Consider the following 22,321-nt stretch of genomic DNA (forward strand, 5'->3'; position numbering starts at 1 on the left):
GCTATGTCGGACTGGCCAAGGCCGCAGCCCAAGTGACGATGGCAGCGATCGCCTTCAACATGCGCCGATGGGCCGCCATCACGCCATAGGTGCGTCCAGCATCCGGCCTAAGGCCGCATCGCCACCCTCAAACTCCACCCCAAGAGCCAAAACAGAGCGAGACCTCACGGCCAAACCGCTCCGCGCGCTAGGTCGCGATGACTGCGCAACAGGCCCCTTGTGGGGGAGATGGCCGGCAGGCCAGAGGGGGGCGCTGTCCCGCCAGCGTCTCACTCGATGATGGGCGCTTCCTTCCGGCAGATTTCTCTCCGCGAGCATAAATCGCAAACGCCTCGTTCCTTCGCGCCCCCTCTGCCCTGCCGGGCATCTTCCCCCACAAGGGGGGAGACTAGCAGCTTCCACGCCTTGCCCCTCTCCTCCCAAGCCCCATTTCCATCCGCTCAAGCGTCCAGCAATTGGAGCCCGACGCCTCATGAATGACCAAGTCACCATCAGTCCCACCACGCTTTCCATCCATCTCACCATCAACGGCCGCAATCATGCGCTCGACATCGAGCCGCGCGTCACGCTGCTCGATGCGCTGCGCGAGCGCCTCCACCTCACCGGCACCAAGAAAGGCTGTGACCAGGGCCAGTGCGGCGCCTGCACCGTGCATGTCGACGGCGAGCGCGTGCTCGCCTGCCTGACCCTGGCCGCACAGGTTGAAGGCCGCGAGATCACAACCATTGAGGGGCTGGCCGACGCGGACGGCACGCTCAACGCCGTGCAAGCCGCCTTCCTCGAGCAGGACGCGTTCCAGTGCGGCTATTGCACGCCGGGACAGATCATGTCGGCCGTGGCCTGCATCCGCGAGGGCCATGCCGGTTCCGACGAGGAAATTCGCGAATACATGGCCGGCAATCTTTGCCGCTGCGGCGCCTATCCCAACATTGTCGCCGCCGTCCGCCAGGCCGCCCAGGAGCTCCGCTCATGAGAGATTTTTCCTACCTCCGCGCCGGCAATATCGAGGCCGCCCGTAACGCGGCCGCCCTCCCCGGCGCGATGCTGCTGGCCGGCGGCACGACGCTGATCGACCTCGCCAAATGCGGTGTCGCCGAACCCGCCACCGTCATCGACATCAGCCATATTGAAGGGCTCAACGCCATCGATGTAACCGCCGATCGCGCCGTCATCGGCGCGTTGGCGAAGATGAGCCATGTCGCCGACAATACCGAAGTAAAGAGCCTGTTTCCGGCCGTCTCGGAAGCGCTCTGGCAGGCCGCTTCGGCACAGCTGCGCAACATGGCGACCATCGGCGGCAATCTGATGCAGCGCACGCGCTGCCCTTACTTCCGCGATCCGCAGAACTTCCCGGCCTGCAACAAGCGCGCGCCTGCCAGCGGCTGCTCGGCTATCGGCGGCGTGACACGTGGCCATGCCGTGCTTGGCGTCAGCGAGGCCTGCATCGCCACCTACCCGGGCGATCTCGCGGTGGCGCTCGTCGCCTTCGACGCCGAGGTCGACCTTGGCGAGCGCAAGCTAAAGGTCGAGGATTTTTTCCTCGCGCCTGGCGCGACGGCGGAGCGCGAGCACGACATCCGCCCCGGCGAGGTGATCATGACGATCGAAATTCCCGGCTCGGCCGCGGCCAGGCGCTCGACCTATGTCAAGGTGCGCGACCGCCAATCCTATGAGTTCGCGGCGGCAAGCGCTGCCGTCGGGCTGGAGCTAGAAAGCGACGGCCGCACCATCCGCGACATCCGCGTCGCGCTCGGCGGCGTCGCGACGAAGCCGTGGCGGGTGCGCGCCGTCGAGGACGCGCTGAAAGGCAAGGCGCTCGACGAAGACACGGTCCGCAAGGCAAGCGCGCTCGCCGTGGAGGGCGCCGTCGACCATGGCGCCAACCACTACAAGATCGCATTGGCGCCGCGCGTGATCGCGCGCGCCATCCTCAAATTGGGAGAGACGGCATGACCGTTCATGACATGAAGCACGCAGCGTCCGACAGCGCGCGCCTCGAAGCGGTCGGCGGCAGGCTGTCGCGCGTCGACGGCCCGGCCAAGATCACGGGCGTGGCAAAGTATGCCTTCGAGCAGCAGCTCGAAGGGCTGACGCATGCCGTACTGGTCGGCGCGACCATCGCCGCCGGCAAGGTCACGGCGATCGATACGCGCGCGGCCGAAACCGCGCCCGGCGTCCTCGCCGTGCTGACGCCCGACACGATCATGGAATTGAAAGGCGCGTCGGACTGGTTCGGCAACCCGCCGGCACTGTCCACCTACTGTCCCCTCGCCCGCAAGGTCACCTTTTCCGGCCAGCATGTCGCGGCCGTCGTAGCGGAGACCTTCGAGCAAGCGGTGGCGGCGGCCGCGCTGGTCAAGGTCTGGTATGACGAGACGCCGGCCGTCGTTGACCTCAGCGACGGCAAGGCCGGCGACGGCATCCCGATCGAGGCCATGACCAAGGAATGGGGCGACGCGCAAGCCGCTTTCGCCGCCGCCCCGGTGCGCATCTGCGCGGCCTACAACACGCCGCGCGAATTCCAGGCGGCGATGGAGCCGCATGGGCTGATCGCGCGCTGGCAAGGCGACGAACTGACCATCTGGGAGCCGAGCCAGTGGCTCGACGGCGTGGCGCGCACCTACGCCGAGTGGTTCGGCGTGCCGTTCGAGAATGTGCGGCTGGTCTCGCCCTACATCGGCGGCGGCTTTGGTTCCAAGGCGCTGGCGCTCGCCCACAGCGCGGTGGCGGCGGCAGCGGCAAAGATGCTGAACCGCCCGGTGAAGCTGGTGCTGAACCGCCCGCAGAATTTTACGTCCTATGGCGGCCGCGCTGCGACGCGGCAGACCGTGGCAATCGGCGCCGACAGGGATGGCAAGATCCAGTCGATCGTGCATCGCGGCGTCAACGAGACGGCGATCGACGGCATGTGGGTCGAGCCGCTCGGCTCCGTCACCTCGATCATGTACGCCACGCCGAACTTCTCCTCGAAGCAGAATGTCGTGCGCGTCAACACGGTGGTGCCTGGCGCCAAACGCGCACCGGGCGAGAACCCGAGCGCCTTCGGCATCGAATGCGCCATCGACGAGCTCGCGTATGAGCTCGGCATCGATCCGCTGGAGATTCGGCTGATCAATTATGCCGAACAGGATCCGCACGCGAAGAAGCCGTGGTCAACCAGGCAGTTGCGCGAAGCCTTTGCCGCCGGCGCGGAAGCCTTCGGCTGGGCCAAGCACTCGCCTGAGCCGCGCTCGATGCGCGACGGCCACCAGCTCATCGGTAGCGCTCCTCGGGCGTCGTGCTTACCGGCAGCGTATCGCCCTTGGCCTCGATTTTTTCGCGGCCGATAGCGGCCATCAGTTCGGCGATCGACAGGTCCGGTCCCTCGCCGCGCGGCGAGGCGATGCGGCCGTCCTGCACGACCAACGTGTTTGCCTGCAGCGCCTGGAAGGGCGAGCGCGGGTCGGAGAGCGCCAGGCCGATCAGCTCGTCCAGTGCCTGGCCCGCCGCCTTGTAGACAGCGCCGGTCATGACGCCGGCCAGCCGCGAGCCGCCGGTGACGCCGGCGCGGGCGAAGTGCGAATCGCCGAGCTTCACCGAGACCCGTTCCACCGGCACGCCGAGCGTCTCGGCGGCGGTCTGCGCCAGGATCGTGTAGGTGCCCTGGCCCATGTCGATGGAGGAGCTTTCGACCTCGACCGAACCGTCGGCGAGGATCTTCACCACTGCCTCGCCATGGGCGCGCCGCACCGGATAGGTGCCGGCCGCCACGCCCCACAAGAACTACACAACGATTGCCATGTCGATCCCACACACAGAGGGCGACTGGTCGCGCTATTCCTGGTGCGCGCATTTCGTGGAAGTCAGGGTCGACGAGGATTTCGGCACCGTGCGCGTGTCGCGCGTTGTGTCCGCGCTGGACTCCGGCCGGCTTTACAATCCCAAGCTGGCGGAGAGCCAGTGGAAGGGCGGCATCATCATGGGCATTGGCCAGGCGCTGCTCGAGGAAGGCATCGTCGACCGCCGCCATGGCCGCATCGTCAACGGCAATTTCGCTGACTACATGCTGCCGACCAATGCCGACATTCCCGACATCCAGACGATCTCGGTCGGCATCCCCGACCCGCACTCCTCCGCCCTCGGCGGCAAGGGCGTCGGCGAACTGGCGATCGTGGGGATTGCACCGGCGATTGCGAACGCGGTGTTCCATGCCACCGGGAAGCGGGTGCGGGATCTGCCGATCACGCTGGAGAAATTGATCTGAGGGTGGCCTAATCTCCCCCCTTGAGGGGGAGATGTCGCTGAAGGCGACAGAGGGGGTCGCCGCGCGTGGAGCGCCGACATCGCGCTCGGCGAGAGACAACGCTGGCGCTCTATGTGAGACGACCCCCTCTGCCCTGCCGGGCATCTTCCCCTCAAGGGGGGAGATTCGCAGTTTCGGCGCGGCACCTCCTTGCTACCAATCCAGCCCAAACACCAATTTCCCGAAATGCAGCCCGCCGGCTGCCATATGGGTATACGCTTCGGTCGCCTCATTCTGCGAAAACACCTTGTCGACGACCGGCTCGATCCGGGCGGCGCCGATGGCGCGGGCAGCGTCTTTGAGGTCCGAAACCGATCCCGTGTTGTTGCCCAGCACCTTTAGCGCCTTGATGATGATCGGCAGCAGGTTGACGGTCGCCTCGGCGCCGGTGACGAAGCCGATGGTGAACAGCGTGCCGCCGGGCGCGGTGGCGTTGACCGCTCGGGCGAAGCTGGCCGTGCCGCCGGTCTCGACGACGAGGTCGGCGCCGAGGCCGTCGGTCAATTCCAGCACCTCGCCGTCCCAGTCCGGCGTCGAGCGGTAGTTGATCAGGTGATCGGCGCCAAGCGCCTTGGCCCGCTCGAGCTTCTCGTCCGAGGACGATGTGATGATGACGGTGGCTCCGGCCGCCTTGGCGAGCTGCAGCGTGAAGATCGAGACGCCGCCGGTGCCGAGCAGCACGACGACGGAGCCCGGCCCGACATCGGCGGCGCGGATCGCGTTCCACGCGGTGGTGCCGGCGATGGGCAGCGTCGAGGCCTCCTCGAAGGAGAGATGCGCCGGCACCGGCACGACCGAATTGGCCGGCAGGGCGACATATTCGGCGAGCGATCCGGGCAGCGAGATGCCACGCATCTGCGTCATCTCGTAAGGCCGCGGCCGGCCGCCGATCCAGCGCGGCTTGGCATGGGCGACGACGCGGTCGCCAAGGGCAAACCTTGTCACGCCCTCGCCGAGCGCGACGATCTCGCCGGCGCCGTCGGCGACAGGTATGAGCGGGAAAACCGGTCCCGGATAGTTGCCGCTCGCCACGGCGACGTCGACGAAATTCAGGCTCGCCGCGCGCTGGCGGATCAGCACCTCGCCGCGCTGCGGTTCGGGCGTGGCGACGCTGACTGGGCGGAAGGCGCCGAGCCTGGGCTGGCTGAGTTCGATGGCTTTCATGGGTTCACTCCGTGGGTGATCGATTGACGGTTGAGCAAACCTATCTGCCGCGCTATTCCTCGATAATTGTCGGCTTTTGCATTTGAGTATTGCAAACCATGCAGCAATCACTTGAACCTTCCGCTCTTGCCGAAATGGCCGCCTTCGCAGCCATCGCCGACGCGCGCTCCTTCACCCGGGCGGCGGCGCGGGTCGGACGCGACGCGACCATCCTCTCGCGCCGCCTGCAGTCGCTGGAGGAACGGCTGGGCGTGCGGCTGCTCCACCGCACGACGCGCAGCGTGTCGCTGACCGAAGCCGGAGCGGAATTTCTTCCGCGCGTGCGCGCCATTCTGGCCTCGGTCGACGAGGCCGAGGCGGCGGCATCGGCGCATGCGGCCGGCGAGCCGCGGGGCCTGCTCAAGCTAGCCCTGCCAGGGACCTTCGGGCGCATGTGGATCGGGCCGCTCTTGCCGCAATTCCTCGCGGAGTTTCCCGAGGTCCGCATCGAGGCAGAGTTCTCCAACCGCTTCGCCGATCTCGTCGCCGAGAATTTCGACGCTGCTGTCCGGCTGGGCAGCCTGGAGGATTCGCGGTTGGTGGCGCGCAAGGTGGCGGCGCGGCGCCGGTTGCTCTGCGCCGCCCCTTCCTACCTCGCTCGAAGGGGCCGGCCGGAAACGCCGCAGGCGCTGCTCGAGCATTCCTGCCTCGGCTTCACCGGCTTCCAGACCTTTCCTGCCTGGGAGATGACCGACCGCGAGGGTCGGCGCGTGCGCGTCGAGGTTTCGGGGCCGCTGGTCAGCGACGACGCCGAGGTGCTGGTCGAGGCTGCGGTGCAAGGCGTCGGCCTGATGATGAGCACGGACTGGCTGGTCGGACGCGAAATCGCCGACGGCCGGCTGGTGCCGATCCTGGAGGACTGGACGCTGGCCGACGAGGGCGCGGTCTATGTCGTCATGCCCTCGGCCAAGGGCCAGGCCGCCAAGACCCGCGCCTTTGCCGACTGGATCAGCAAGCGCTTCGCGCCGGAGCCACCGTGGCGGCGGTGATCTACCGAGAACGCTGGCCACAATCTCCCCCTTGTGGGCCACAAAGGAGAGATAGGAGCGCCCTATCCCGCCAAGAGATTCGCGTCCCTTGCCAGTCGCCAGCGCCCGTCGCTCTCCTTCCTCAATAGGGTCAGCGTATAGCCGGACCGCCGCAGCGGCTTGCCGTCGGGAGGTGTCGCAGTCATGTCGATATGGTTGCGGATATAGGCCCAGTCGCCGAGCAGCTTGAGCTCGACGATCTCGCTGAAGCCGTCAACCTTCATCCCGGCCATGCCCTTGGACGTAGCGGCGAAAGCCGCCTTGCCAAACGGCTCCTTGCCAGGAACCATGAAGACGACGTCGTCCGTCATCAGTCCGAGCACGGCCTCCAGATCGCCCCTGCGGCTCGCTTCCATCCATGTCTCGACCACGTGGCGGATCGCGGCTTCGTCATCGCTCATCGCGCTGTCTCCCTTACCGTTATCGGTGAGTAGATGGAGTAACGGCCGCTCCCGACAACCTACGCCTGCGGCGTGGCTGCGCCGGAGCATAATCCCCAGGCAAGGGGAAGATTGGCAGCTCGCCCGCTTTCGCCAATTTCGGTATGATCGAACCACCGCGGCGGGGGAACGATTATGAAAGTGGTATCGACAACATTCATCCTGGCAGTGCTCAGCGCCCTCCCAGCCCATGCCGCGTCCTGCTCCTGGTCGGCCAAGATGGAGGAGGACGAGGGCGGCAGCGTGATGATGGCCTCGGTCTGCGGCGGCCCTAAGGGGGACGCGCATCTGATGCTCGCCTGTTTCGGCAAGCCGGTGCTGAGCTACGACCTCGGTGCCGCGGGCGGGCAGCTGGAGCCCGGCGTCAGCGGCTCCTTCACCTTCAAGGCCGGCGACAAGAGCCTGACGAGGAAGCTCGAGCTCGAGGCGATGTACAATTATTTCACCGCCGAGCTTTCCGGCCCCACCGACCCGTTGCTGGCGCTGCTGCGCGGCAAGGGCGACGTGACGATCAGCGCCGACAAGTATGGCGAGGCGACGTTTCCGCTGAAGGGCTCGGGCGCCGCCATCGGCAAGGTGCTGGCCGAGTGTGGCAAAGGTTCGGGCGGCGAGGCGGATTGACTTCTGTTCTGGCGCCTTCGCGGCTGCGCTTTGGTCACGCCTTGCGCGGAAGCGGAATGGGTTGGAAACCAACATCTGGCTCAGCCAGTCGCGTGGCGTCGCGCCCGCCTGCCTTGGCGGCGTAGAGAGCCTTGTCCGCCTGCAGGATCAGGCTGGTCGGGTTGTGACGGGCGGTCGGACCGCTGGTGGCGACGCCGACGCTAATGGTGACGACCTTGCGCTCACTGCGGTCGTGTTCGAGCGCCCTTTCGCGCACCGCGGCCCGCAGATTGTCCGCAACGCGCATGGCGCCGGCCGCCGACGTCTCAGGCAGGATGACCGCGAATTCCTCTCCGCCATAGCGCGCGACGAAATCGCCGGCGCGCGTGCGCTGTCGCAGGCAGTCGGCGATCTGGCGCAGGCACTCGTCTCCGGCAAGGTGTCCGTAACGGTCGTTATAGGCTTTGAAGGAATCGACATCGATCAGGAGCAGCGCGACTTCGCGGTCGGACTGGCTGGTATCCGCGACCACCCCGGCCAGCGCCTGGTCGAAAGCGCGGCGATTGCCGACGCCCAGCAGCGGATCGGTGTTGGCGAGCTGCGCCAGCTGGTTGCTGAGCGTGGTGAGCTCTCCCTCGGTGCTCTTGATCTCGGTAATGTCGGAGACGACCACCAGCGCCAGGCCCGCCTGGGTAGGTCTCGTTCTCAGCATCAGCCAGTGGCCGTCGAAAAGTTTGATCTGCTGTTCGCCGGGCGTGTGCAGCTTGCCAACCACGGCGTCTATCCATTCCCGTTCGTGGCCTTTGGGAATCCCCACCTGCTCGCCGGTCACGGTCACGGCTTCCAGGATGTCGCGTAGCCGCGTGCCGGGAACGCGCAGGTCACCGGTCAGCGGAAACAGTTCCCGGTATTGCTGGTTGCAGAAGACCAGAACACCTTCGGCATCGAACATGGCAAGGCCGTCCGACATCTCGGAGAGCGCATAGGAGAGCTGGTTTTTGGCCTCGAGCAGCGTCTGTTCGAGTTGCTTCTGGCCCGTGATGTCGCGCGTGACGCCGACAAGGCCGATGACGTTGCCATCGGCGTCACGCAACGGTGTCTTGGAGGTCGAGAACCAGCGAAGATTACCTTTCAGGTCGGGGACCTGTTCCTCGAAATCGGCAATCCCCTCGCCCGATTTCAGCATCTTCTGCTCCAGCCCGGATAGGATGCGGGCGCGAGCGGCGTCGGCTATGTCGAAATCGGTCTTGCCCGTCATCTGCACGGGGCGGTCGTAGCCATTGTAGGTGGCGACCGTCTGGTTTACGGCGACGAACTGGCCGCGCGCATTCTTGACATAGTAGAAGTCCGGCGCCTGGGCGACCGCGGCGCGCAGCAGATCGCGCTCCTTGGTGACAAGCTGTGTGTGCAGCACGACGAGGCCGGCCACGGCGGTTGCCGCGATGTTGAGTGCGATGAGCGGCAGCACGAGGTGGACATCGATACCGGGCGCGGCCGTTTGCGGCAGGATCGATACAGGCACAAGCACGGACAGGCCAACACAAACCGCGAACACGAGCACTTGCCAGGCGCGCGTTTGGCGGCGCCCGATAAGGCGGTGGGCAAGAACGCCGGCGGCGAACGCCACGGCAATGCCGATCAAGCCGGCGGTCAGGCCGTGGCCACCGATCGCGATGCGATATCCCAGCGGAAAAGCGGTGGCCACCAATGCGCCCGGCATGCCGGCGAACAGGCCGGCCGTCGCAACCAGTGACGTCCTGAGATCCAGCAGGACGCCCGGCTCAACCTCGACGGTCAGGAGCATTGAGGCCAACGCACCCCAGCCCATGATGCAGCCGAAGACGAGCAGCCTGAACTTTTGCGAGCGTCCCTCGAGCCAGGGCTGCACGTAGTTCCAGCCGGAGACGAACAGCGCCACCGCGGCGAGATTTGCCGTGAGATGTTGCCACATGAATCGAAACCGACCTCCGATGGAGCCCATAACAAGCACTTGAAAAGTTGTTTCCGGGTTAAAAGCCGGCCACTTGCGGTTGTTTAGCGGTTGCGCCGCGAACGCGGCTCCCCCTTGGCGAAGCCCTCGCTCCGCACCATAGGAAAGAACAGGGTCAGTGCCTCACTTGCCCTGCGCCTTCATGAACTGCCCGAGCAGTTCCACCGGCAGGGGGAACACCACCGTCGACGAACGCTCACCGGCGATGTCGTGCAGGGCCTCGAAATAGCGCAACTGCATGGCCTGCGGCTCGGTTGCCAGCATGCGGCCGGCCTCGACCAGTTTCGCCGCCGCCTGCTGCTCGCCGTCGGCGTTGATCACCTTGGCGCGGCGCAGCCGCTCGGCCTCGGCCTGCTTGGCGATGGCGCGGATCATGCTCTCGTTGAGGTCGACATGCTTGATCTCGACATTGGAAACCTTGATGCCCCAGGCATCGGTGCGCTGGTCGAGTATCTCCTGGATGTCGCTGTTGAGCTTGTCGCGCTCGGCCAGCATCTCATCAAGCTCGTGCTTGCCGAGCACCGAGCGCAGCGTGGTCTGCGCCAGCTGATTGGTGGCGGCCATGAAATCCTCGACCTGGATGATCGCCCGTTCGGCGTCGACGATGCGGAAATAGAGCACGGCGTTGACTTTGACCGAGACATTGTCGCGCGAGATGACATCCTGCGGCGGCACATCCTGCACCACCACGCGCAGGTCGACCCGCACCATCTGCTGGACGAAGGGGACGAGGATGATCAGGCCGGGGCCCTTGACCCCGGTGAAGCGGCCGAGCGTGAAGACCACGCCGCGCTCGTATTCCCTGAGAATGCGGATTGCCGCTGCCAGGAAAATGATCACGGCCACCGCAATGATGAGATAGGCCACGTAACCGACCATCATTTTGTTGCTCCGTTGTTGCCTGCATCGCGACGCCGCACCGTCAGTACGAGGTCGCTGAGATCGGTCACCTCGACGCGGTCGCCAGGCTGCATGGGCTCGCCCGCCTTCGCCCGCCAGCGCTCGCCCAAAGCCAGCACATGCCCCTCACCGCTCTGCCAGTCGAGGATTTCGACCGGAAGGCCGCGCATGGCCTCGCCGCCGACGCGCGGCGGGTTCTTGCGCGCCGCCCAGACATAGGTGCCGGTAAGCAATGCCAGCCCGAGTGTCAGCGCGGCGGCCGGGCCGATGACCGCCCACGACATGGCAAAGCCCGGCCCTTCGACCCTGAGCAGCATGGCGGAGCCCAGCAGGAAGGCGGCGACGCCACCCAGCCCCAGCACCACGGTGGGGTTGAAGGCCTCGATGACCAGGAAGGCGACGCCAAGCAGCATCAGCGCGAGACCGGTATAGTTGATCGGCAAAAGGTTCAGCGCATAGAGCCCGAGCACCAGGCAGATGGTGCCGATGACGCCCGGCGCCACGGCGCCCGGGCTGGTGAACTCGAAGATGAGGCCGTAGACGCCGACCAGCATCAGGATAATTGCCGTGTTCGGGTCGGTGATGACGGCCAGCAGACGGATGAACCAGCCGGGCTCCAGTGTCTCGACCGGCAGCCCTTTGGTCGCTAGCACCTCTTTCCTGCCAGCCACCTCGACGGTGCGGCCGTCGGCAAGCTGCAGAAGCTCGGTGGTGTCGCGGGCGACAAAGTCGATGACATGTTCCTGGAGGGCGGCATTGGCCGACAGGCTCGCCGCCTCGCGCACCGCCTTCTCGCCCCAGTCGCCGTTGCGCCCGCGCATCTCGGCGAGCGAGCGGATGAGCGCGACCGAGTCATTGGTCACTTTGGCCATCATCGCGTCGCCCTCCGGCTGCCCGGTTGCGTCCTTCTGGTCCTTGTCCTTCTCGTTGCCCGGAAGCGCCGGCAACCCGCCGAGCTCGACCGGCGTCGCGGCGCCGAGATTGGTGCCGGGCGCCATCGCCGCGACGTGGGTGGCGTACAGGATGTAGGTGCCGGCGCTGGCCGCATGGCCACCGGAGGGCGCGACATAGCCGATGACGGGCACGGGCGAGGCCAGGATGTCGGCGATCATCTCGCGCATTGAGGTGACCAGGCCGCCTGGCGTATCGAGCTGAAGGATGAGCACCGCGGCATCGCGCTTGGCGGCGGTGTCGAACGCTTCCTCAAGCTGCCTGGTGCTGGCCGGCCCGATGGCGCCGTCAATGGCGACGCTCAATGCAACCCTCCCACTCCCGGCGGAGGAGAAGGGAGAAACGGCGGCCGCGGCCATGAGAGCAGCGGCGAAAAGGGCCACCCGCGCGATGCTCACGCTCAAAGCTCCATTGGCTCAAATATGGGTTGTGTCGCGGCGGAGTCCAATGGGGGCGTTGAGGCGCAACCGGCTGAGACCACTCGAGCGATCACGCGCTCCAGCGTTTTCGCCGATCGGCGCAACCGCGTTCCGCCCGGCCCGTGCATCGTTGCGCACTGGCCGGGCGGCGAACATCAATAGTCGGAGTCGCCGTAAAGCATGACCGGGCGGTGATGGTGACGGTGGCCGATCGAACCCGTGACGATGACAGTGTCACGGCGGTGATGGCGGTGACGCCAGCCGCGTTCGCCATTATCATAGAAGGCGACCGTGCCGTGATGGCGGTGGTGAAGGCGGTGGCCTTCGTCATTGATGACGACCGCCGGGCGGTGGTGATAGTGATGCCTGTGATGCGTCCTGATCACGACATCGGCCTCGGCCGCGGAGGCGACGGCGGGCGCGGCGACACAGAGCGCCAGGGCAGCAAGAAGCACTGTTTTCATTGCTCTATTCCTAATTCCTGAATCATCCCTTCGCCGGGTAAACCGCTGTTCGCCGCTTTGGTTCCGGCCCCGGTTGCGTCAGGGTGCGGGCTCGCGGCAGACGCGCGAACCCCGAGCCGGCAGCAGAGCTCAGCCTCCCCGCTGGCGCCGAAGCGCGACATAGCGCAGATAGGTCACGGCCGCCGCGTCGCAGGCGCGTCGCCCTCCGCCGTTGGCCTCGATCATCGTCTTGGCAAGCCGCGGTGGCAGGCCGTATTTGCTGGCGAAGAACGCCAGCTCGTAGGGTTGGTCATCCAGATCGTCCATCGGTCTATCGAGGCTCATGTCGCTTCCCTTTCGGCGCACGAAAATCGGCGCGCTTGCCAATGCGAAGCGGCGCTTTTGGTTGCCGCGCTCGGTCCTCTTCGCAGGTCCGTCCGACCTCAGTCCGATATGGCTCTCGGACCGTCGCCCGATCGGCGGAACGAAGGCGTTCCGCTCTCGTTTGCCGGTATCGGATTTCGCAGCATCAGGCTGCCAACTGGAGCGAAGGACATGGACAACGACCGCAACAGTGTTCTGGAGGCGCGCTGGCTTCTCGCCGTGCCGGCCTCGATGCTTCTCACCGTGCTGATCGCCGGCCTGCTGCTTGGGTAGCGGACCGATGAACCGCATGCTGTTTTGGGCGGCCGACTTCCTGTCGCGGCCGCCCGGTTTCTATGCACTACTTGCCGCCATGGTCGGTTGCACATTGTTGGTGCCGTTCGGCCTGACCAACGCGGTGACCTACGCCTTGTCGGTGGCGGCCATCATCATCACCGGCGTGGTGCTCATCCAGGGGTACCGGGACACGGCGGCCATCCATGCCAAGCTCGACGAAATCGTCATCGCGCTGCAACAAACGCGCAACGACGTGGTCGGGCTCGAACATGCCGACCCGCATGAGATCAAGTCGAAGCTGATGGAACTGGAGATAGAGGCGGGGCGTCTCGCGGCATCGGAAACGTTGAACGGCGGAAGGGATGAGGCCGGCGCCGCAGTGGGCGGGGGTTCGTTGGGGTAGCTGAGGCACCGGCCGAAGGGCGGAATGGGCACCGCCGCCTAGAAAAGATAAACCTAACAGACGGCAGCGAAATTACGCGATCGCGGAAGCATCTTGCCCCTGAAACCATCCCGGCGCATCGTTGTCACCCAGACATCGGAACAAACGCCCGGCATCGCCGTTTGTGGGGATGGTTTTGTTCGCACCCCTCGATATGCACGGCGGGAAGCGCGCCGATCTCCACAGAGCCGCAAGGCTGTCGATGCTTCATGACCGCGTGGTGAAGCGCTTCGACAAGGTCGATCATGCGGCCGATGCCGTCGAGATGGCCGCAGTTGCTTTCGTGGAGGCCACCCATAGGCCGACCATCTTTGCTGCGCCATTCCGACCAGTCAGGAAGTTTCAGACTGCGGCCGGCTGGACACTCGGGCTGTGAGCACCCGAGGGGCGTCATGAAATGGTCAGGCAGGATGCTTGTTGCGTTCCCTGGCCAGACCTTGCGACCTCAACGCGGCATATGCCGCCTCGCGGTCGCCGCGACATCGCTTGAGCAATCTCATTGCCTCGTCGCGTCAGGCGCTGTGGCGTTTGCTCCAATCACCAGAAAACGCAATCACCATGGCCGCTATCATCAGCCCCGCGGCCACCGCAAAGGTAAATCCCATCCCGCGCGCGACGGCTGCCGGCGCCGCACCAGCGATATCGTTCGTGCCGACGGCTAAGGCGAACACCGCGCCCATCGCTGCCGCGCCGGTAACGAGGCCGAGATTGCGAGAGAGGCTCAGCATAGCCGAGACCACGCCGCGCTCGCCGCTGTCGACATCGGCCATGACGGCGGTGTTGTTGGCGGCTTGGAAGAGCTGGTACCCCGGCGTGAGCAGCACGCTCGCCGCCGCGTAGCCGGCAACGCCGAACAGGCCTGGCAGAGCTGCGAGCGCGGCGCAGCCGGCGGCCATCATCGCCAGCCCGGCGATGACCATCGCAGCCGCGCCGAGGCGGTCGACGACGCGCCCGGCAAGGATGCCGCACAACGCCGAGACCACTGGGCCGATCGACAGCACGGCGCCGGCTGCTGTTTCGCTCAGACCCAGTGCCCGCGACAGGAAGAACGGCCCGACGACCAGCGTCGCCATCATCACCGTCGAGACCAGTGCGTTCATGGCAAGGCTCGGCGCCAATACCGGGTCGCGCAACAGCGCGAGCTTGACCAGAGGCGATGCCACCTTGGCCTCGGCGACCACGAACAGCGCCGTGCCGACCACGGCAATGCCGAGCAGCGCCAGGTTGAGGCCGCCGAAATGGCCGCGACCCATGGTCATGGCCATCGCATAGGCGGCAAGCGTGGCGGCGAGCAGCAGCGTGCCCAGCGTATCGAAGCGGCCTCTCGCCTCGCCCCGAGCGATCGCCATGCCCGCCGGCAGGAAACGCCACGCGGCGAACACCGCCACGACGCCGAGCACGGCGTTGACAAGGAAGATCGAACGCCAGCCGAGAGCGACGATCAGCACGCCGCCCAGCGAAGGCCCGAGCGCCGTGCCGATCGCCGACATAGTGCCGAGCAGGCCCATGGCGCTGCCGGTGCGCTGTTTCGGCACCGTCTCGCCCACGAACGCAATCGTCAGCGCCATCATCACCGCCGCGCCTAGGCCTTGCACGGCGCGCGCGGCGATCAGCAGCGCCAGCGACGGCGCCAGTGCCGCCGCCAGCGAGGCGGTGCTGAACAGCGCGAGACCAGCGATGAGCAGCAACCGGCGGCCGACGAGATCGCCGAGACGCCCGACGCTGACGATCAGCGCGGTGATGGCGAGCAGATAGGCGAGCACCACCCATTGCACCGCCGGAAAGGACGCGGCGAAGGCCGCGCTCAACGTCGGCAGCGCGACATTGGCGATGCTGGTGCCGAGCGAGGAGAGGAGCATGGCAAGCGAGAGGCCGGCCAGCGCGCCCGGCGTCGAATGGCGCGCGGGCGCGACGCGCGTCTCAGCAATGTCGGCCATGGTTTCTTCTCCATCGGTTGAATTTCCCGGCGAAGATAAGTGTGCGATCAACATGGCGGAACGCGCAGCATTTGCACTTCATCAGTGCATCAAACGCCATGTCCCAAAAAGCAATTCGTGTTAAGGTCGCGCCATGTCACGACCCGATCTCAACCTGCTCGTCACGCTGGACGTGCTGCTTGCCGAAGGCAGCGTCGCCAGGGGGGCGCGGCGTCTTAAGCTCAGTCCCTCGGCGATGAGCCGGGCGCTGGCGAGGCTGCGCGAGGCGACAGGCGATCCGCTGTTGGTGCGTGCCGGGCGCGGCCTGGTGCCGACGCCGCGCGCCGTCGAACTCGGCACGCAGGTCGGCCGGCTGGTGAACGAAGCGGAAGCATTGCTGCGGCCCGCGGAGCGGCTCGACCTCACGCGGCTGAACCGTAGCTTCACGCTCCGCAACAGTGACGGTTTCGTCGAGAATTTCGGTCTCGCGCTGCTGGCCCGTGTGGCTGAGGAAGCGCCGGGCGTGCAATTGCGCTTCGTGCCCAAACCCGACAAGGACAGCGGCCCGATGCGCGAAGGCACGGTCGATCTGGAGACCGGCGTGGTCGGCGGCTCGACCGGGCCGGAGGTGCGCGCGCAGGCACTGTTCCGCGATCGCTTTGTAGGCGTCGTGCGCGCCGGCCATCCTTTGAGCGAAGGCAAGATCAGCGCCACCCGCTTTGCCGCTGGCCGCCACATACTGATCTCGCGCCGCGGTCTCGACCGGGGCCCGGTTGACGACACGCTGGAGCTTGCCGGGCTGACACGGACAATCGCCACCGTGGTCGGCGGATTCGCCGAGGCGCTGGCGCTGGCGCGCGGCTCAGACCTCATCGCCACCGTGCCGGAGCGCTATACCGGCACGCTCCGCGAAGGCCTTTTCAGCTTCGCGCTGCCGGTGAAGCTTGCCCCGCTCACGATCTCGCTTCTGTGGCATCCGAGGCTCGACGCCGATCCGGCGCATCGCTGGCTGCGCGGGATCGTGCGGGACGTATGTGACGGGCGTGGCGCGTGACCTCCCGTTGAAGGGGAAGGTGTCGGCGAAGTATCGCTCACTCATCCCTCGCCTGCTCGCCAACCTCAGCTACGCCGAGGCATGACGAAAGTCATATTGCCGGCAAATTAGATAAGTCTAATAATAGAGCGCCAACTTTCCTTGCGTGGAACCCAGTGCCGGCCATGAACGTTTCTGGGAGCTTGGGAAGGAGGCGGGAGGCGGATTGAGCGATTTCCGGAAATTTGCCTGCCCTCGCTGCCAGGGTGCGGGCAAGGTGTTCGTCTGCGAGAAATGGATCCTCTCGAACGGCACATGCTGTCCTCCGGCCGCATTGCACGACAATTGCCCGGGTCAACGGGTTCCCTGCCAGGCTTGCAATGGAACCGGCCTGCGCGGCTATAGCGCGCCCTCCGTGCTGCAGGACTAGTCCTGTCCGCTTCCGAGCTAGGCACTTTTCCTGCAACAAGCCTAGGTGCTGGCGCCGCCCATCAGCGCGGCGACCAGTGTCGCCAGGAAGACAAGCAGCCCCAATGCGACCCGATCCAGCCATGACCGCCGTCTGGCTAGAACCTCGAACACCCGATTGGTCATCGTAACTTCCCCCATTCGCTGTTTGGCATTCTACCACGTCTTTCATGAGCACATCATGAAACCTCTCACAGAAGCGTCCGATGCCCTCTGAAGACCGCCGCCGGGCGCTCATGCTGCACCGCCGAATTGCACCCAAAAAAAGTCGGGGTTGAGGCGACGCGTCAGCTGGCGAAAAATCAGCTTATTCAAGCAGATACCGATATATGCCCGACCGAGCATCCAGGCCGCCGGAAAAGCCCGGAATTCCGCCATTTCTCGGTCTTTCGCCGCGGCTTTCAGCGTGGCTGAAAAGGCCGCTTAGCGCCCGAAAAAGCGGCAAAAAAGGCGCTTCCGGCCGCCCGCCGGCGGCGTTGACAGGACACAGCGCCAATGGCACTGCGCAGCCACTGGTCACGCCATGACCGTTGCTGTTGGGGACGGACGGGGTTTCAGCAGCTTGGCGGCGGCGCCGGACGGGCGGGCACCTGCGTGGTGTACCGCCCGCTCCTGGCCGGGCCGGCTTCCAGCCTTGAAATCATCAGGCCCAAAACTGCTTGAGTCGGCGCGCTATCGCCTGATCCCAGCGCTCGTATGTCAGAATGTAAAGCCGGAGGACGGCACGGCGGCGGTCACTCCCGAAAGCCCGGCGCGCTTGGCAAGCGTCGGTTTGCAATATGGCTTCTTCATCGGCTGTCTCGGACCGGTCGACAATGAAAACAAGACAGCAAGATATGCCCGGCATCCGCCGCGTCAAGCGGGGGCTAAATTTGGCGCCCTGCAACTGCCGCCTAACAATTGGCCGGTAAGCCGATAAGCCGCCAGCCAATTTTATTAGTCATCCTTAACGGATGGGCGACGAACCGGAAAGCTCGGACACGGCGCTGAAATGGCGTCGAGGGAGGCCACGCCATGCCGGGTGCCGACGAAAAGCTTGCCGCGCTCGGCATCGTGCTGCCGCCGCCCTTGAACCTTCCGCCGGGCATGGTTCTGCCTTTTCCCTGGGTCAATGTGCGCGGCGACCGCGCTTATATTTCCGGCCATGGGCCGCAGGAGCCGGACGGCTCGCTTGCCGGCCCGTTCGGCGCGGTCGGCGAGAGCGTGTCGCTGGAGGAGGCGTGGGGATCGGCGCGCAAGGTCGGGCTGTCGATGCTCGGCAGCCTGAAGCGCGAGCTCGGCAGCCTCGACCGGATCACCGGCTGGTGCCGCGTGCACGGCATGGTCAATTCGGCCCTGCGCTTCACCGAGACGCCGGCGGTGATGAACGGCTTTTCCGACCTCATCCTCGAGGTCTTCGGCCCGGAGATCGGCCCTCACGCGCGCACGGCGATCGGCGTCGTCGCCCTGCCCCTGAATTTCCCGGTCGAGATCGAGGCCGAGGTGATGATTGGGGGGTGAGGCCCGGATTTCCTCGGCTTAGGCGGCCTCTACGGTTGGACCGGCTCGCAGCTCGGCAGCAATGTTCCCCAGGATTGCCGCAAGCACCAAAGAGCCGCCCGCGAAGGTTTCCATCGCCGGCATCTCACTGAAGAACAACCAGACCCATAGCGGCCCCATCGGCATCTCCGCCGAGCTGAGCAAGGTGGCTTGGGCGGCCGGCAGGCGCCGCGCGCCCATCGTGTAGACCCCGAGAGCGACGCCTTGCGTGACGATCCCGAAAAGACCGAGTAGTGCCATTTCGCCGATGGGGATACTGAATGGAGCGGCGAAAAAGAACGCAAAAATGGCCGCGACGATGTTGCCGAGAGCTGCAGATTCCAGCATCGGCGTGTCGCGATAGCGGCGCATGATGACGGTCATCATCGCGATCGCGAAGGCCACGTAGACCATAGCAAGATCGCCTTTCAGATGTCCACCACCGGCGCTGACGGTACCGCGGACGGTCACGACGACACCTGCCATGGCCACAAATGTGCAGAAAATCGTACTGACACAGGGCCGTTCGCGGAACCATAGCCAGGCAAGAACGGCTGCCATGAAAGGAACCGTGGAGTAGATGACGCCGCCATTCGCGATGGTGGTGTTCTGCATGGAGTAAATGGAGGAGAAGAGACCGGTGGCGATGAGTGCGGTCGTCGCGCTGCCCGCAGGCACCATGGTTCGTCGCCAATCCAACGACCAACGCTTCCGTTCGATCATGGCGAGAGCGACAATTGATGGTCCGCCAAAGATGCAGCGCCAAAAAACGACGTTCCATATGTCGACGTCCGGCAACATGCGCACGAACAGGCCCATGGTGCTCCAGGCGAGCGCAGCGGTGAGAACGAGCAGGATGCCCAGCCGTGAGTCACCACGGTTGCCCGTATTGACGTCTACCGCATCTGCCAAGGACGACCCCTCCCAGGCTACGCGTCCACGACGATGATGAGCCGGGATTATCGGGAGGGCAAGTTGGTTCTAAAAAAGCATACTCTAAAATTACATAAGATCGCGGGCGCCAGGCGCGAACGGCAAATCGGCGTCGGTACGGGGTGAGAGGCGGCTTGACCAGGTCCTCGCCGGCGCGATAGGCGAGCGCATGCCATTCAATCGAGGAAAGACCGACCCGCCATGACCGACGTTATCGTGAAAGACAGCAACGGCACGCCGCTGAAGGACGGCGACTCCGTGACCCTGATCAAGGACCTCAAGGTCAAGGGCACGTCCGAAACGATCAAGCGCGGCACGCTCGTGAAGAACATCCGCCTCAACGGCAATCCCGGCGAGATTGAATGCAACACCAAACAGGTGAAGGGCCTGGTGCTGAAGACGGAGTTCCTGAAGAAGGCGTGATTGCGGGAACCTATCTCCCCTTATGTTGCACTGCGTTAGATTTGTTGCATTGCGATATCGGCGCCTAGGGCCGAGGCTTTGCCGCAGGCGGGATACGAACGAACATTCACGAGGTTCGTATTCGTGTCAGCATCAGCGCAGGACTTCCGGCCCGATATCGAAGGGTTGCGGGCACTGGCCGTGGCAGGCGTCGTCGCCTTCCATTTCGGCCTGACGGCTCTGCCCGGCGGCTTTGTCGGGGTCGACATCTTCTTCGTCATTTCGGGCTATCTGATCACCCGCCATCTCGTCGCCGAGATTTCCGGCACCGACCGGATCGACCTGTTGCGCTTCTACGCCCGGCGCGCCCGCAGGCTGCTGCCCGTGGCGCTGTTCGTCATCGTCGCGACACTTGCCGTCGGCGCGCTGATCCTGTCGCCGGAGGAGCAGGCGCTCTATTCCAAGGGCGCGATGTTCGCCTCGGCCTATATGATCAATCTGTGGCTGATCCGCTGGTCATTCGACTATTTCGCCAATGACGCCACATCGAACCCGTTCATCCATTACTGGTCGCTGTCGGTCGAGGAGCAATTCTATCTCGCCTGGCCGGCGCTCCTGATGCTGGCCGCATGGTTGAACCCCGGCAAACGATCCATCACGCTTGCGATCGCCGCTATCGGCCTCGTCTCCTTCATCCTGTGTGCCTGGCTGACCAGCGTGTCGCAGCCCTGGGCTTTTTACTTTTCGCCGCTGCGCGCATGGGAATTTGCCGCCGGCGGCCTCGCATCGATGGCGCCGGCGCGGCTGTTGCAGGGGCGTCCGCTGCTGGGGCGGGCGTTGAGCCTGACCGGCCTGACGATGATCGGGGTCGCTTATCTCACCTTCAGCGAGGACGCTCCCTTCCCCGGCTTTCTGGCGCTTCTGCCGGTGGCCGGTACGGTCCTTCTGCTCAAGGCGGGAGCGGCAGGCGCCAGGGACGGCACTCCTTGTTTGCGCAATTCCGAACGGAATTACGTGAACGCCGCCCTGGCGCTGCCGCCTTTGCAATGGATCGGCAAGCTCTCCTACTCGATCTATCTCTGGCATTGGCCGGTCATCGTCTATGCCGGCATGCTGGCGCCGGAGCTGACGCCGGTCGAGCGGCTGTTCTGCCTCGCGCTGACGCTGGCGCTCTCCACCCTCAGCTACCATCTCGTCGAGAACCCTATCCGTCGCAACGGCTGGCTGATGGCCAATGCGGCGCGGGCGCTGGTGCCGGCCCTCCTCCTGACCGGCACCGGCGTCGCAGCCGCCTATGGCAATGCCAGGCTTGCCGCGCATGACCTCGATCCGGAGCAGCGCATCATCGCGGCGAGCGCCGCCCAACCTTCCACAGCCCGCGCCAAGGCGGGCTGCGTGCAGGACTACGAGACGGTGACGCCGAAGCCTTGTGTGTTCGGCGATGGTCAGCGCATGATCGCCTTGTTCGGCGACTCCCACGCCGATCACTGGTCGACGCCGCTGATCGAAGCGGGCCGGAAACACCGCTACCGGGTGGTGACCTGGCTGAAGAACTCCTGCCGCGCCTCGCGCATCAGCGTCTGGTCATCCGAGCTCAAGCGCGCCTACGCGGAATGCGACCGCTGGCGCGAGCAGGCGATCAACGAGATCATCCAGGCGAGGCCGGCGCTGGTGGTCATCTCGGAACTGGCGCTGACCAGCGGGCGCAAGATGGCGGGCCGCGACGGCGACACGGCAAACCAGGACGCCGACTGGCGGGCCGGCCTGCGCTCCACGCTAACCAGCCTGAGCAAGGCCGGCCTCAAGGTCGCCTTCATCCGCGACGTGCCGTTCAACAACGCCAATGTCGACACCTGCGTGGCGCGGGCGCTGTGGCGGGACGACACGCCCTCGCGCTGCGACCAGACGCGCGCCTATGCCGCCAACGACAAGATGGCAGCGGTGGAGCGCGACATCGTCGACAGCATCCCCAATGCGAGCTATGTCGACCTCACCGACCGCTTCTGCAGCGCCACCATTTGCCACGTCTTCATCGACGGCAAGCTCGCCTTCCGCGACCAGCACCATATGGCCACGCCCTTCGCGCAATCGCTGGAGCCCGATGTGGAGAAAAGGGTGATATCGAAGGCTGGAAGGCAGAGCGGGGGCGCCCGTCCTTCGTCATCTTAGGGCGTGGATGCCTTCAGGTATTCACGCCGAGTTCAGCCAGCCGCTCCACGCAGGACTCCTCCGCCTGGTCCAGCTCGGCCAGCGTCTCTTCGAGGTCGCGCCGCTTCTGGCGCAGATCCTCGCGCTTTTCCTCGATGCGCCGGATCATCAGCTTGAGCTGGCCGACCTCGCCCGGCGGCTCCTTGTACATCTGGATGATCTCGCGGATCTCGTTGATCGAGAAGCCGAGCCTTTTTCCGCGCATGATTTGACGGATGAGATGCCGGTCGGATGGGCGAAACAGCCGCGTGCGGCCGCGCCTTACAGGCTGCACCAGCCCTTCGTCCTCGTAGAAACGCAACGTCCGCGTCGACACGTCGAATTCGCGTGTCAGCTCGGTGATCGTATAATATTCCCGCATTCCCGCTCCCAAAGTCCGGACACCGCCGCCTGGAGCGTCGCCCTTCCCGCCGATCAGACCCTTTCGTGCCGGAATCGGCACTTAACCCGGGGCAGCCTCGCACGGCATTTACGTAAAAGTCAAT

At 65.4% G+C, this 22,321-nt stretch carries 21 protein-coding genes and 3 pseudogenes; 12 read left to right on the forward strand and 12 right to left on the reverse strand.

The features are described from left to right. The first annotated feature begins 472 nt into the window (after positions 1–472). The 3 genes and pseudogenes from EN869_RS15065 to EN869_RS15075 all read left to right on the forward strand — a co-directional run. Positions 473–973, forward strand: a complete 501-nt coding sequence (locus EN869_RS15065; protein WP_167506917.1) for a (2Fe-2S)-binding protein — start codon at positions 473–475, stop codon at positions 971–973. Further along, positions 970–1,953, forward strand: a complete 984-nt coding sequence (locus EN869_RS15070; protein ID WP_127228708.1) for a xanthine dehydrogenase family protein subunit M — start codon at positions 970–972, stop codon at positions 1,951–1,953. Before EN869_RS15065 ends, EN869_RS15070 begins: the two co-directional genes overlap by 4 nt. Further along, positions 1,950–3,260 (forward strand): annotated as a pseudogene (locus EN869_RS15075) (molybdopterin cofactor-binding domain-containing protein); the annotation flags it as partial. The gene EN869_RS15070 and the pseudogene EN869_RS15075, both read left to right, overlap by 4 nt. Here EN869_RS15075 and EN869_RS15080 read toward each other — a convergent pair. Next, a pseudogene (locus tag EN869_RS15080) lies at positions 3,259–3,756 on the reverse strand (molybdopterin cofactor-binding domain-containing protein); the annotation flags it as partial. The pseudogenes EN869_RS15075 and EN869_RS15080 sit on opposite strands and share 2 nt — an antisense overlap. Here EN869_RS15080 and EN869_RS15085 point away from each other — a divergent pair. Beyond that, a pseudogene (locus tag EN869_RS15085) lies at positions 3,755–4,243 on the forward strand (molybdopterin cofactor-binding domain-containing protein); the annotation flags it as partial. The pseudogenes EN869_RS15080 and EN869_RS15085 sit on opposite strands and share 2 nt — an antisense overlap. Positions 4,244–4,435: 192 nt before the next feature. On the opposite strand, the gene EN869_RS15090 reads toward EN869_RS15085, so the two are convergent. Beyond that, positions 4,436–5,446: an NAD(P)-dependent alcohol dehydrogenase gene (locus EN869_RS15090; protein ID WP_127228709.1), complete on the reverse strand. Its 1,011-nt coding sequence runs from the start codon at positions 5,444–5,446 to the stop codon at positions 4,436–4,438. A 98-nt stretch (positions 5,447–5,544) separates the two neighbouring features. Here EN869_RS15090 and EN869_RS15095 point away from each other — a divergent pair, with 98 nt between their 5' ends. Further along, positions 5,545–6,474 (forward strand): LysR family transcriptional regulator, encoded by a 930-nt coding sequence (locus EN869_RS15095; RefSeq protein WP_127228710.1) that lies wholly within the window; start codon positions 5,545–5,547, stop codon positions 6,472–6,474. A 62-nt stretch (positions 6,475–6,536) separates the two neighbouring features. Here EN869_RS15095 and EN869_RS15100 read toward each other — a convergent pair whose 3' ends face one another. Then, the gene (locus EN869_RS15100; RefSeq protein WP_127228711.1) at positions 6,537–6,914 is read right to left on the reverse strand and encodes an SgcJ/EcaC family oxidoreductase; all 378 of its coding nucleotides are present in this window, start codon (positions 6,912–6,914) and stop codon (positions 6,537–6,539) included. A 174-nt stretch (positions 6,915–7,088) separates the two neighbouring features. On the opposite strand from EN869_RS15100, the gene EN869_RS15105 reads away from it, so the two are divergent. Then, positions 7,089–7,574, forward strand: a complete 486-nt coding sequence (locus EN869_RS15105; RefSeq protein ID WP_245512342.1) for a hypothetical protein — start codon at positions 7,089–7,091, stop codon at positions 7,572–7,574. A 34-nt stretch (positions 7,575–7,608) separates the two neighbouring features. Here the strand turns inward: EN869_RS15105 and EN869_RS15110 are convergent, their stop codons facing one another. The 5 genes from EN869_RS15110 to EN869_RS15130 form a co-directional block, all read right to left on the reverse strand. Continuing rightward, positions 7,609–9,504: a diguanylate cyclase gene (locus tag EN869_RS15110; RefSeq protein ID WP_167506916.1), complete on the reverse strand. Its 1,896-nt coding sequence runs from the start codon at positions 9,502–9,504 to the stop codon at positions 7,609–7,611. 162 nt (positions 9,505–9,666) lie between these two features. After that, positions 9,667–10,425, reverse strand: coding sequence for a slipin family protein (locus EN869_RS15115; protein WP_112130555.1), 759 nt, complete (start codon positions 10,423–10,425; stop codon positions 9,667–9,669). Then, positions 10,422–11,792: a nodulation protein NfeD gene (locus tag EN869_RS15120; RefSeq protein WP_127228713.1), complete on the reverse strand. Its 1,371-nt coding sequence runs from the start codon at positions 11,790–11,792 to the stop codon at positions 10,422–10,424. Before EN869_RS15120 ends, EN869_RS15115 begins: the two co-directional genes overlap by 4 nt. Before the next feature lie 176 nt (positions 11,793–11,968). Then, positions 11,969–12,277, reverse strand: coding sequence for a hypothetical protein (locus EN869_RS15125; protein WP_127228714.1), 309 nt, complete (start codon positions 12,275–12,277; stop codon positions 11,969–11,971). A gap of 129 nt (positions 12,278–12,406) precedes the next feature. Continuing rightward, positions 12,407–12,601 (reverse strand): hypothetical protein, encoded by a 195-nt coding sequence (locus tag EN869_RS15130; protein WP_127228715.1) that lies wholly within the window; start codon positions 12,599–12,601, stop codon positions 12,407–12,409. 319 nt (positions 12,602–12,920) lie between these two features. On the opposite strand from EN869_RS15130, the gene EN869_RS15135 reads away from it, so the two are divergent. Both EN869_RS15135 and EN869_RS34420 read left to right on the forward strand, forming a co-directional pair. Next, the gene (locus tag EN869_RS15135) at positions 12,921–13,319 is read left to right on the forward strand and encodes a low affinity iron permease family protein (RefSeq protein ID WP_127228716.1); all 399 of its coding nucleotides are present in this window, start codon (positions 12,921–12,923) and stop codon (positions 13,317–13,319) included. Positions 13,320–13,560: 241 nt separating this feature from the next. Beyond that, on the forward strand, positions 13,561–13,734 hold the full coding sequence (locus EN869_RS34420; protein ID WP_167498506.1) for a hypothetical protein: 174 nt from the start codon (positions 13,561–13,563) through the stop codon (positions 13,732–13,734). Positions 13,735–13,870: 136 nt separating this feature from the next. Here EN869_RS34420 and EN869_RS15140 read toward each other — a convergent pair whose 3' ends face one another. Then, entirely contained in the window at positions 13,871–15,295 is a 1,425-nt protein-coding gene (locus tag EN869_RS15140) for an MFS transporter (RefSeq protein ID WP_127228717.1), read from the reverse strand. Positions 15,296–15,428: 133 nt separating this feature from the next. Between EN869_RS15140 and EN869_RS15145 the strand changes: the two genes are divergently transcribed. Continuing rightward, entirely contained in the window at positions 15,429–16,328 is a 900-nt protein-coding gene (locus EN869_RS15145) for a LysR family transcriptional regulator (RefSeq protein ID WP_127228718.1), read from the forward strand. A gap of 450 nt (positions 16,329–16,778) precedes the next feature. Here EN869_RS15145 and EN869_RS35490 read toward each other — a convergent pair whose 3' ends face one another. Next, the gene (locus EN869_RS35490; RefSeq protein WP_281015794.1) at positions 16,779–16,901 is read right to left on the reverse strand and encodes a hypothetical protein; all 123 of its coding nucleotides are present in this window, start codon (positions 16,899–16,901) and stop codon (positions 16,779–16,781) included. 888 nt (positions 16,902–17,789) lie between these two features. On the opposite strand from EN869_RS35490, the gene EN869_RS15150 reads away from it, so the two are divergent. Continuing rightward, positions 17,790–18,275 carry a RidA family protein gene (locus EN869_RS15150; RefSeq protein WP_127228719.1) on the forward strand — a complete coding sequence of 162 codons (486 nt, stop codon included), beginning with the start codon at positions 17,790–17,792 and terminating at the stop codon, positions 18,273–18,275. A gap of 18 nt (positions 18,276–18,293) precedes the next feature. Here EN869_RS15150 and EN869_RS15155 read toward each other — a convergent pair whose 3' ends face one another. Beyond that, positions 18,294–19,205 carry a DMT family transporter gene (locus EN869_RS15155; RefSeq protein WP_127228720.1) on the reverse strand — a complete coding sequence of 304 codons (912 nt, stop codon included), beginning with the start codon at positions 19,203–19,205 and terminating at the stop codon, positions 18,294–18,296. A 222-nt stretch (positions 19,206–19,427) separates the two neighbouring features. Here EN869_RS15155 and EN869_RS15160 point away from each other — a divergent pair, with 222 nt between their 5' ends. Beyond that, positions 19,428–19,649, forward strand: a complete 222-nt coding sequence (locus tag EN869_RS15160) for an alkylphosphonate utilization protein (protein WP_040973723.1) — start codon at positions 19,428–19,430, stop codon at positions 19,647–19,649. 123 nt (positions 19,650–19,772) lie between these two features. Continuing rightward, positions 19,773–21,797 carry an acyltransferase family protein gene (locus tag EN869_RS15165; RefSeq protein ID WP_127228721.1) on the forward strand — a complete coding sequence of 675 codons (2,025 nt, stop codon included), beginning with the start codon at positions 19,773–19,775 and terminating at the stop codon, positions 21,795–21,797. Between the two features lie 13 nt (positions 21,798–21,810). Here EN869_RS15165 and EN869_RS15170 read toward each other — a convergent pair whose 3' ends face one another. Next, positions 21,811–22,197: a MerR family DNA-binding transcriptional regulator gene (locus tag EN869_RS15170; RefSeq protein WP_095815511.1), complete on the reverse strand. Its 387-nt coding sequence runs from the start codon at positions 22,195–22,197 to the stop codon at positions 21,811–21,813. Positions 22,198–22,321 lie beyond the last annotated feature (124 nt).

Source organism: Mesorhizobium sp. M2D.F.Ca.ET.226.01.1.1, from assembly GCF_004022705.2.
In the GTDB taxonomy this organism is placed as follows: Bacteria; Pseudomonadota; Alphaproteobacteria; order Rhizobiales; family Rhizobiaceae; genus Mesorhizobium.

Bases quoted from the DNA above. Each gene is read 5' to 3' on its own strand.
- EN869_RS15065 (WP_167506917.1), top strand. From the start codon at position 473: ATGAATGACCAAGTCACCATCAGTCCCACCACGCTTTCCATCCATCTC.
- EN869_RS15070 (WP_127228708.1), top strand. From the start codon at position 970: ATGAGAGATTTTTCCTACCTCCGCGCCGGCAATATCGAGGCCGCCCGT.
- EN869_RS15090 (WP_127228709.1), bottom strand. From the start codon at position 5,446: ATGAAAGCCATCGAACTCAGCCAGCCCAGGCTCGGCGCCTTCCGCCCA.
- EN869_RS15095 (WP_127228710.1), top strand. From the start codon at position 5,545: ATGCAGCAATCACTTGAACCTTCCGCTCTTGCCGAAATGGCCGCCTTC.
- EN869_RS15100 (WP_127228711.1), bottom strand. From the start codon at position 6,914: ATGAGCGATGACGAAGCCGCGATCCGCCACGTGGTCGAGACATGGATG.
- EN869_RS15105 (WP_245512342.1), top strand. From the start codon at position 7,089: ATGAAAGTGGTATCGACAACATTCATCCTGGCAGTGCTCAGCGCCCTC.
- EN869_RS15110 (WP_167506916.1), bottom strand. From the start codon at position 9,504: ATGTGGCAACATCTCACGGCAAATCTCGCCGCGGTGGCGCTGTTCGTC.
- EN869_RS15115 (WP_112130555.1), bottom strand. From the start codon at position 10,425: ATGATGGTCGGTTACGTGGCCTATCTCATCATTGCGGTGGCCGTGATC.
- EN869_RS15125 (WP_127228714.1), bottom strand. From the start codon at position 12,277: ATGAAAACAGTGCTTCTTGCTGCCCTGGCGCTCTGTGTCGCCGCGCCC.
- EN869_RS15130 (WP_127228715.1), bottom strand. From the start codon at position 12,601: ATGAGCCTCGATAGACCGATGGACGATCTGGATGACCAACCCTACGAG.
- EN869_RS15135 (WP_127228716.1), top strand. From the start codon at position 12,921: ATGAACCGCATGCTGTTTTGGGCGGCCGACTTCCTGTCGCGGCCGCCC.
- EN869_RS34420 (WP_167498506.1), top strand. From the start codon at position 13,561: ATGCTTCATGACCGCGTGGTGAAGCGCTTCGACAAGGTCGATCATGCG.
- EN869_RS15140 (WP_127228717.1), bottom strand. From the start codon at position 15,295: ATGGCCGACATTGCTGAGACGCGCGTCGCGCCCGCGCGCCATTCGACG.
- EN869_RS15145 (WP_127228718.1), top strand. From the start codon at position 15,429: ATGTCACGACCCGATCTCAACCTGCTCGTCACGCTGGACGTGCTGCTT.
- EN869_RS35490 (WP_281015794.1), bottom strand. From the start codon at position 16,901: ATGACCAATCGGGTGTTCGAGGTTCTAGCCAGACGGCGGTCATGGCTG.
- EN869_RS15150 (WP_127228719.1), top strand. From the start codon at position 17,790: ATGCCGGGTGCCGACGAAAAGCTTGCCGCGCTCGGCATCGTGCTGCCG.
- EN869_RS15160 (WP_040973723.1), top strand. From the start codon at position 19,428: ATGACCGACGTTATCGTGAAAGACAGCAACGGCACGCCGCTGAAGGAC.
- EN869_RS15170 (WP_095815511.1), bottom strand. From the start codon at position 22,197: ATGCGGGAATATTATACGATCACCGAGCTGACACGCGAATTCGACGTG.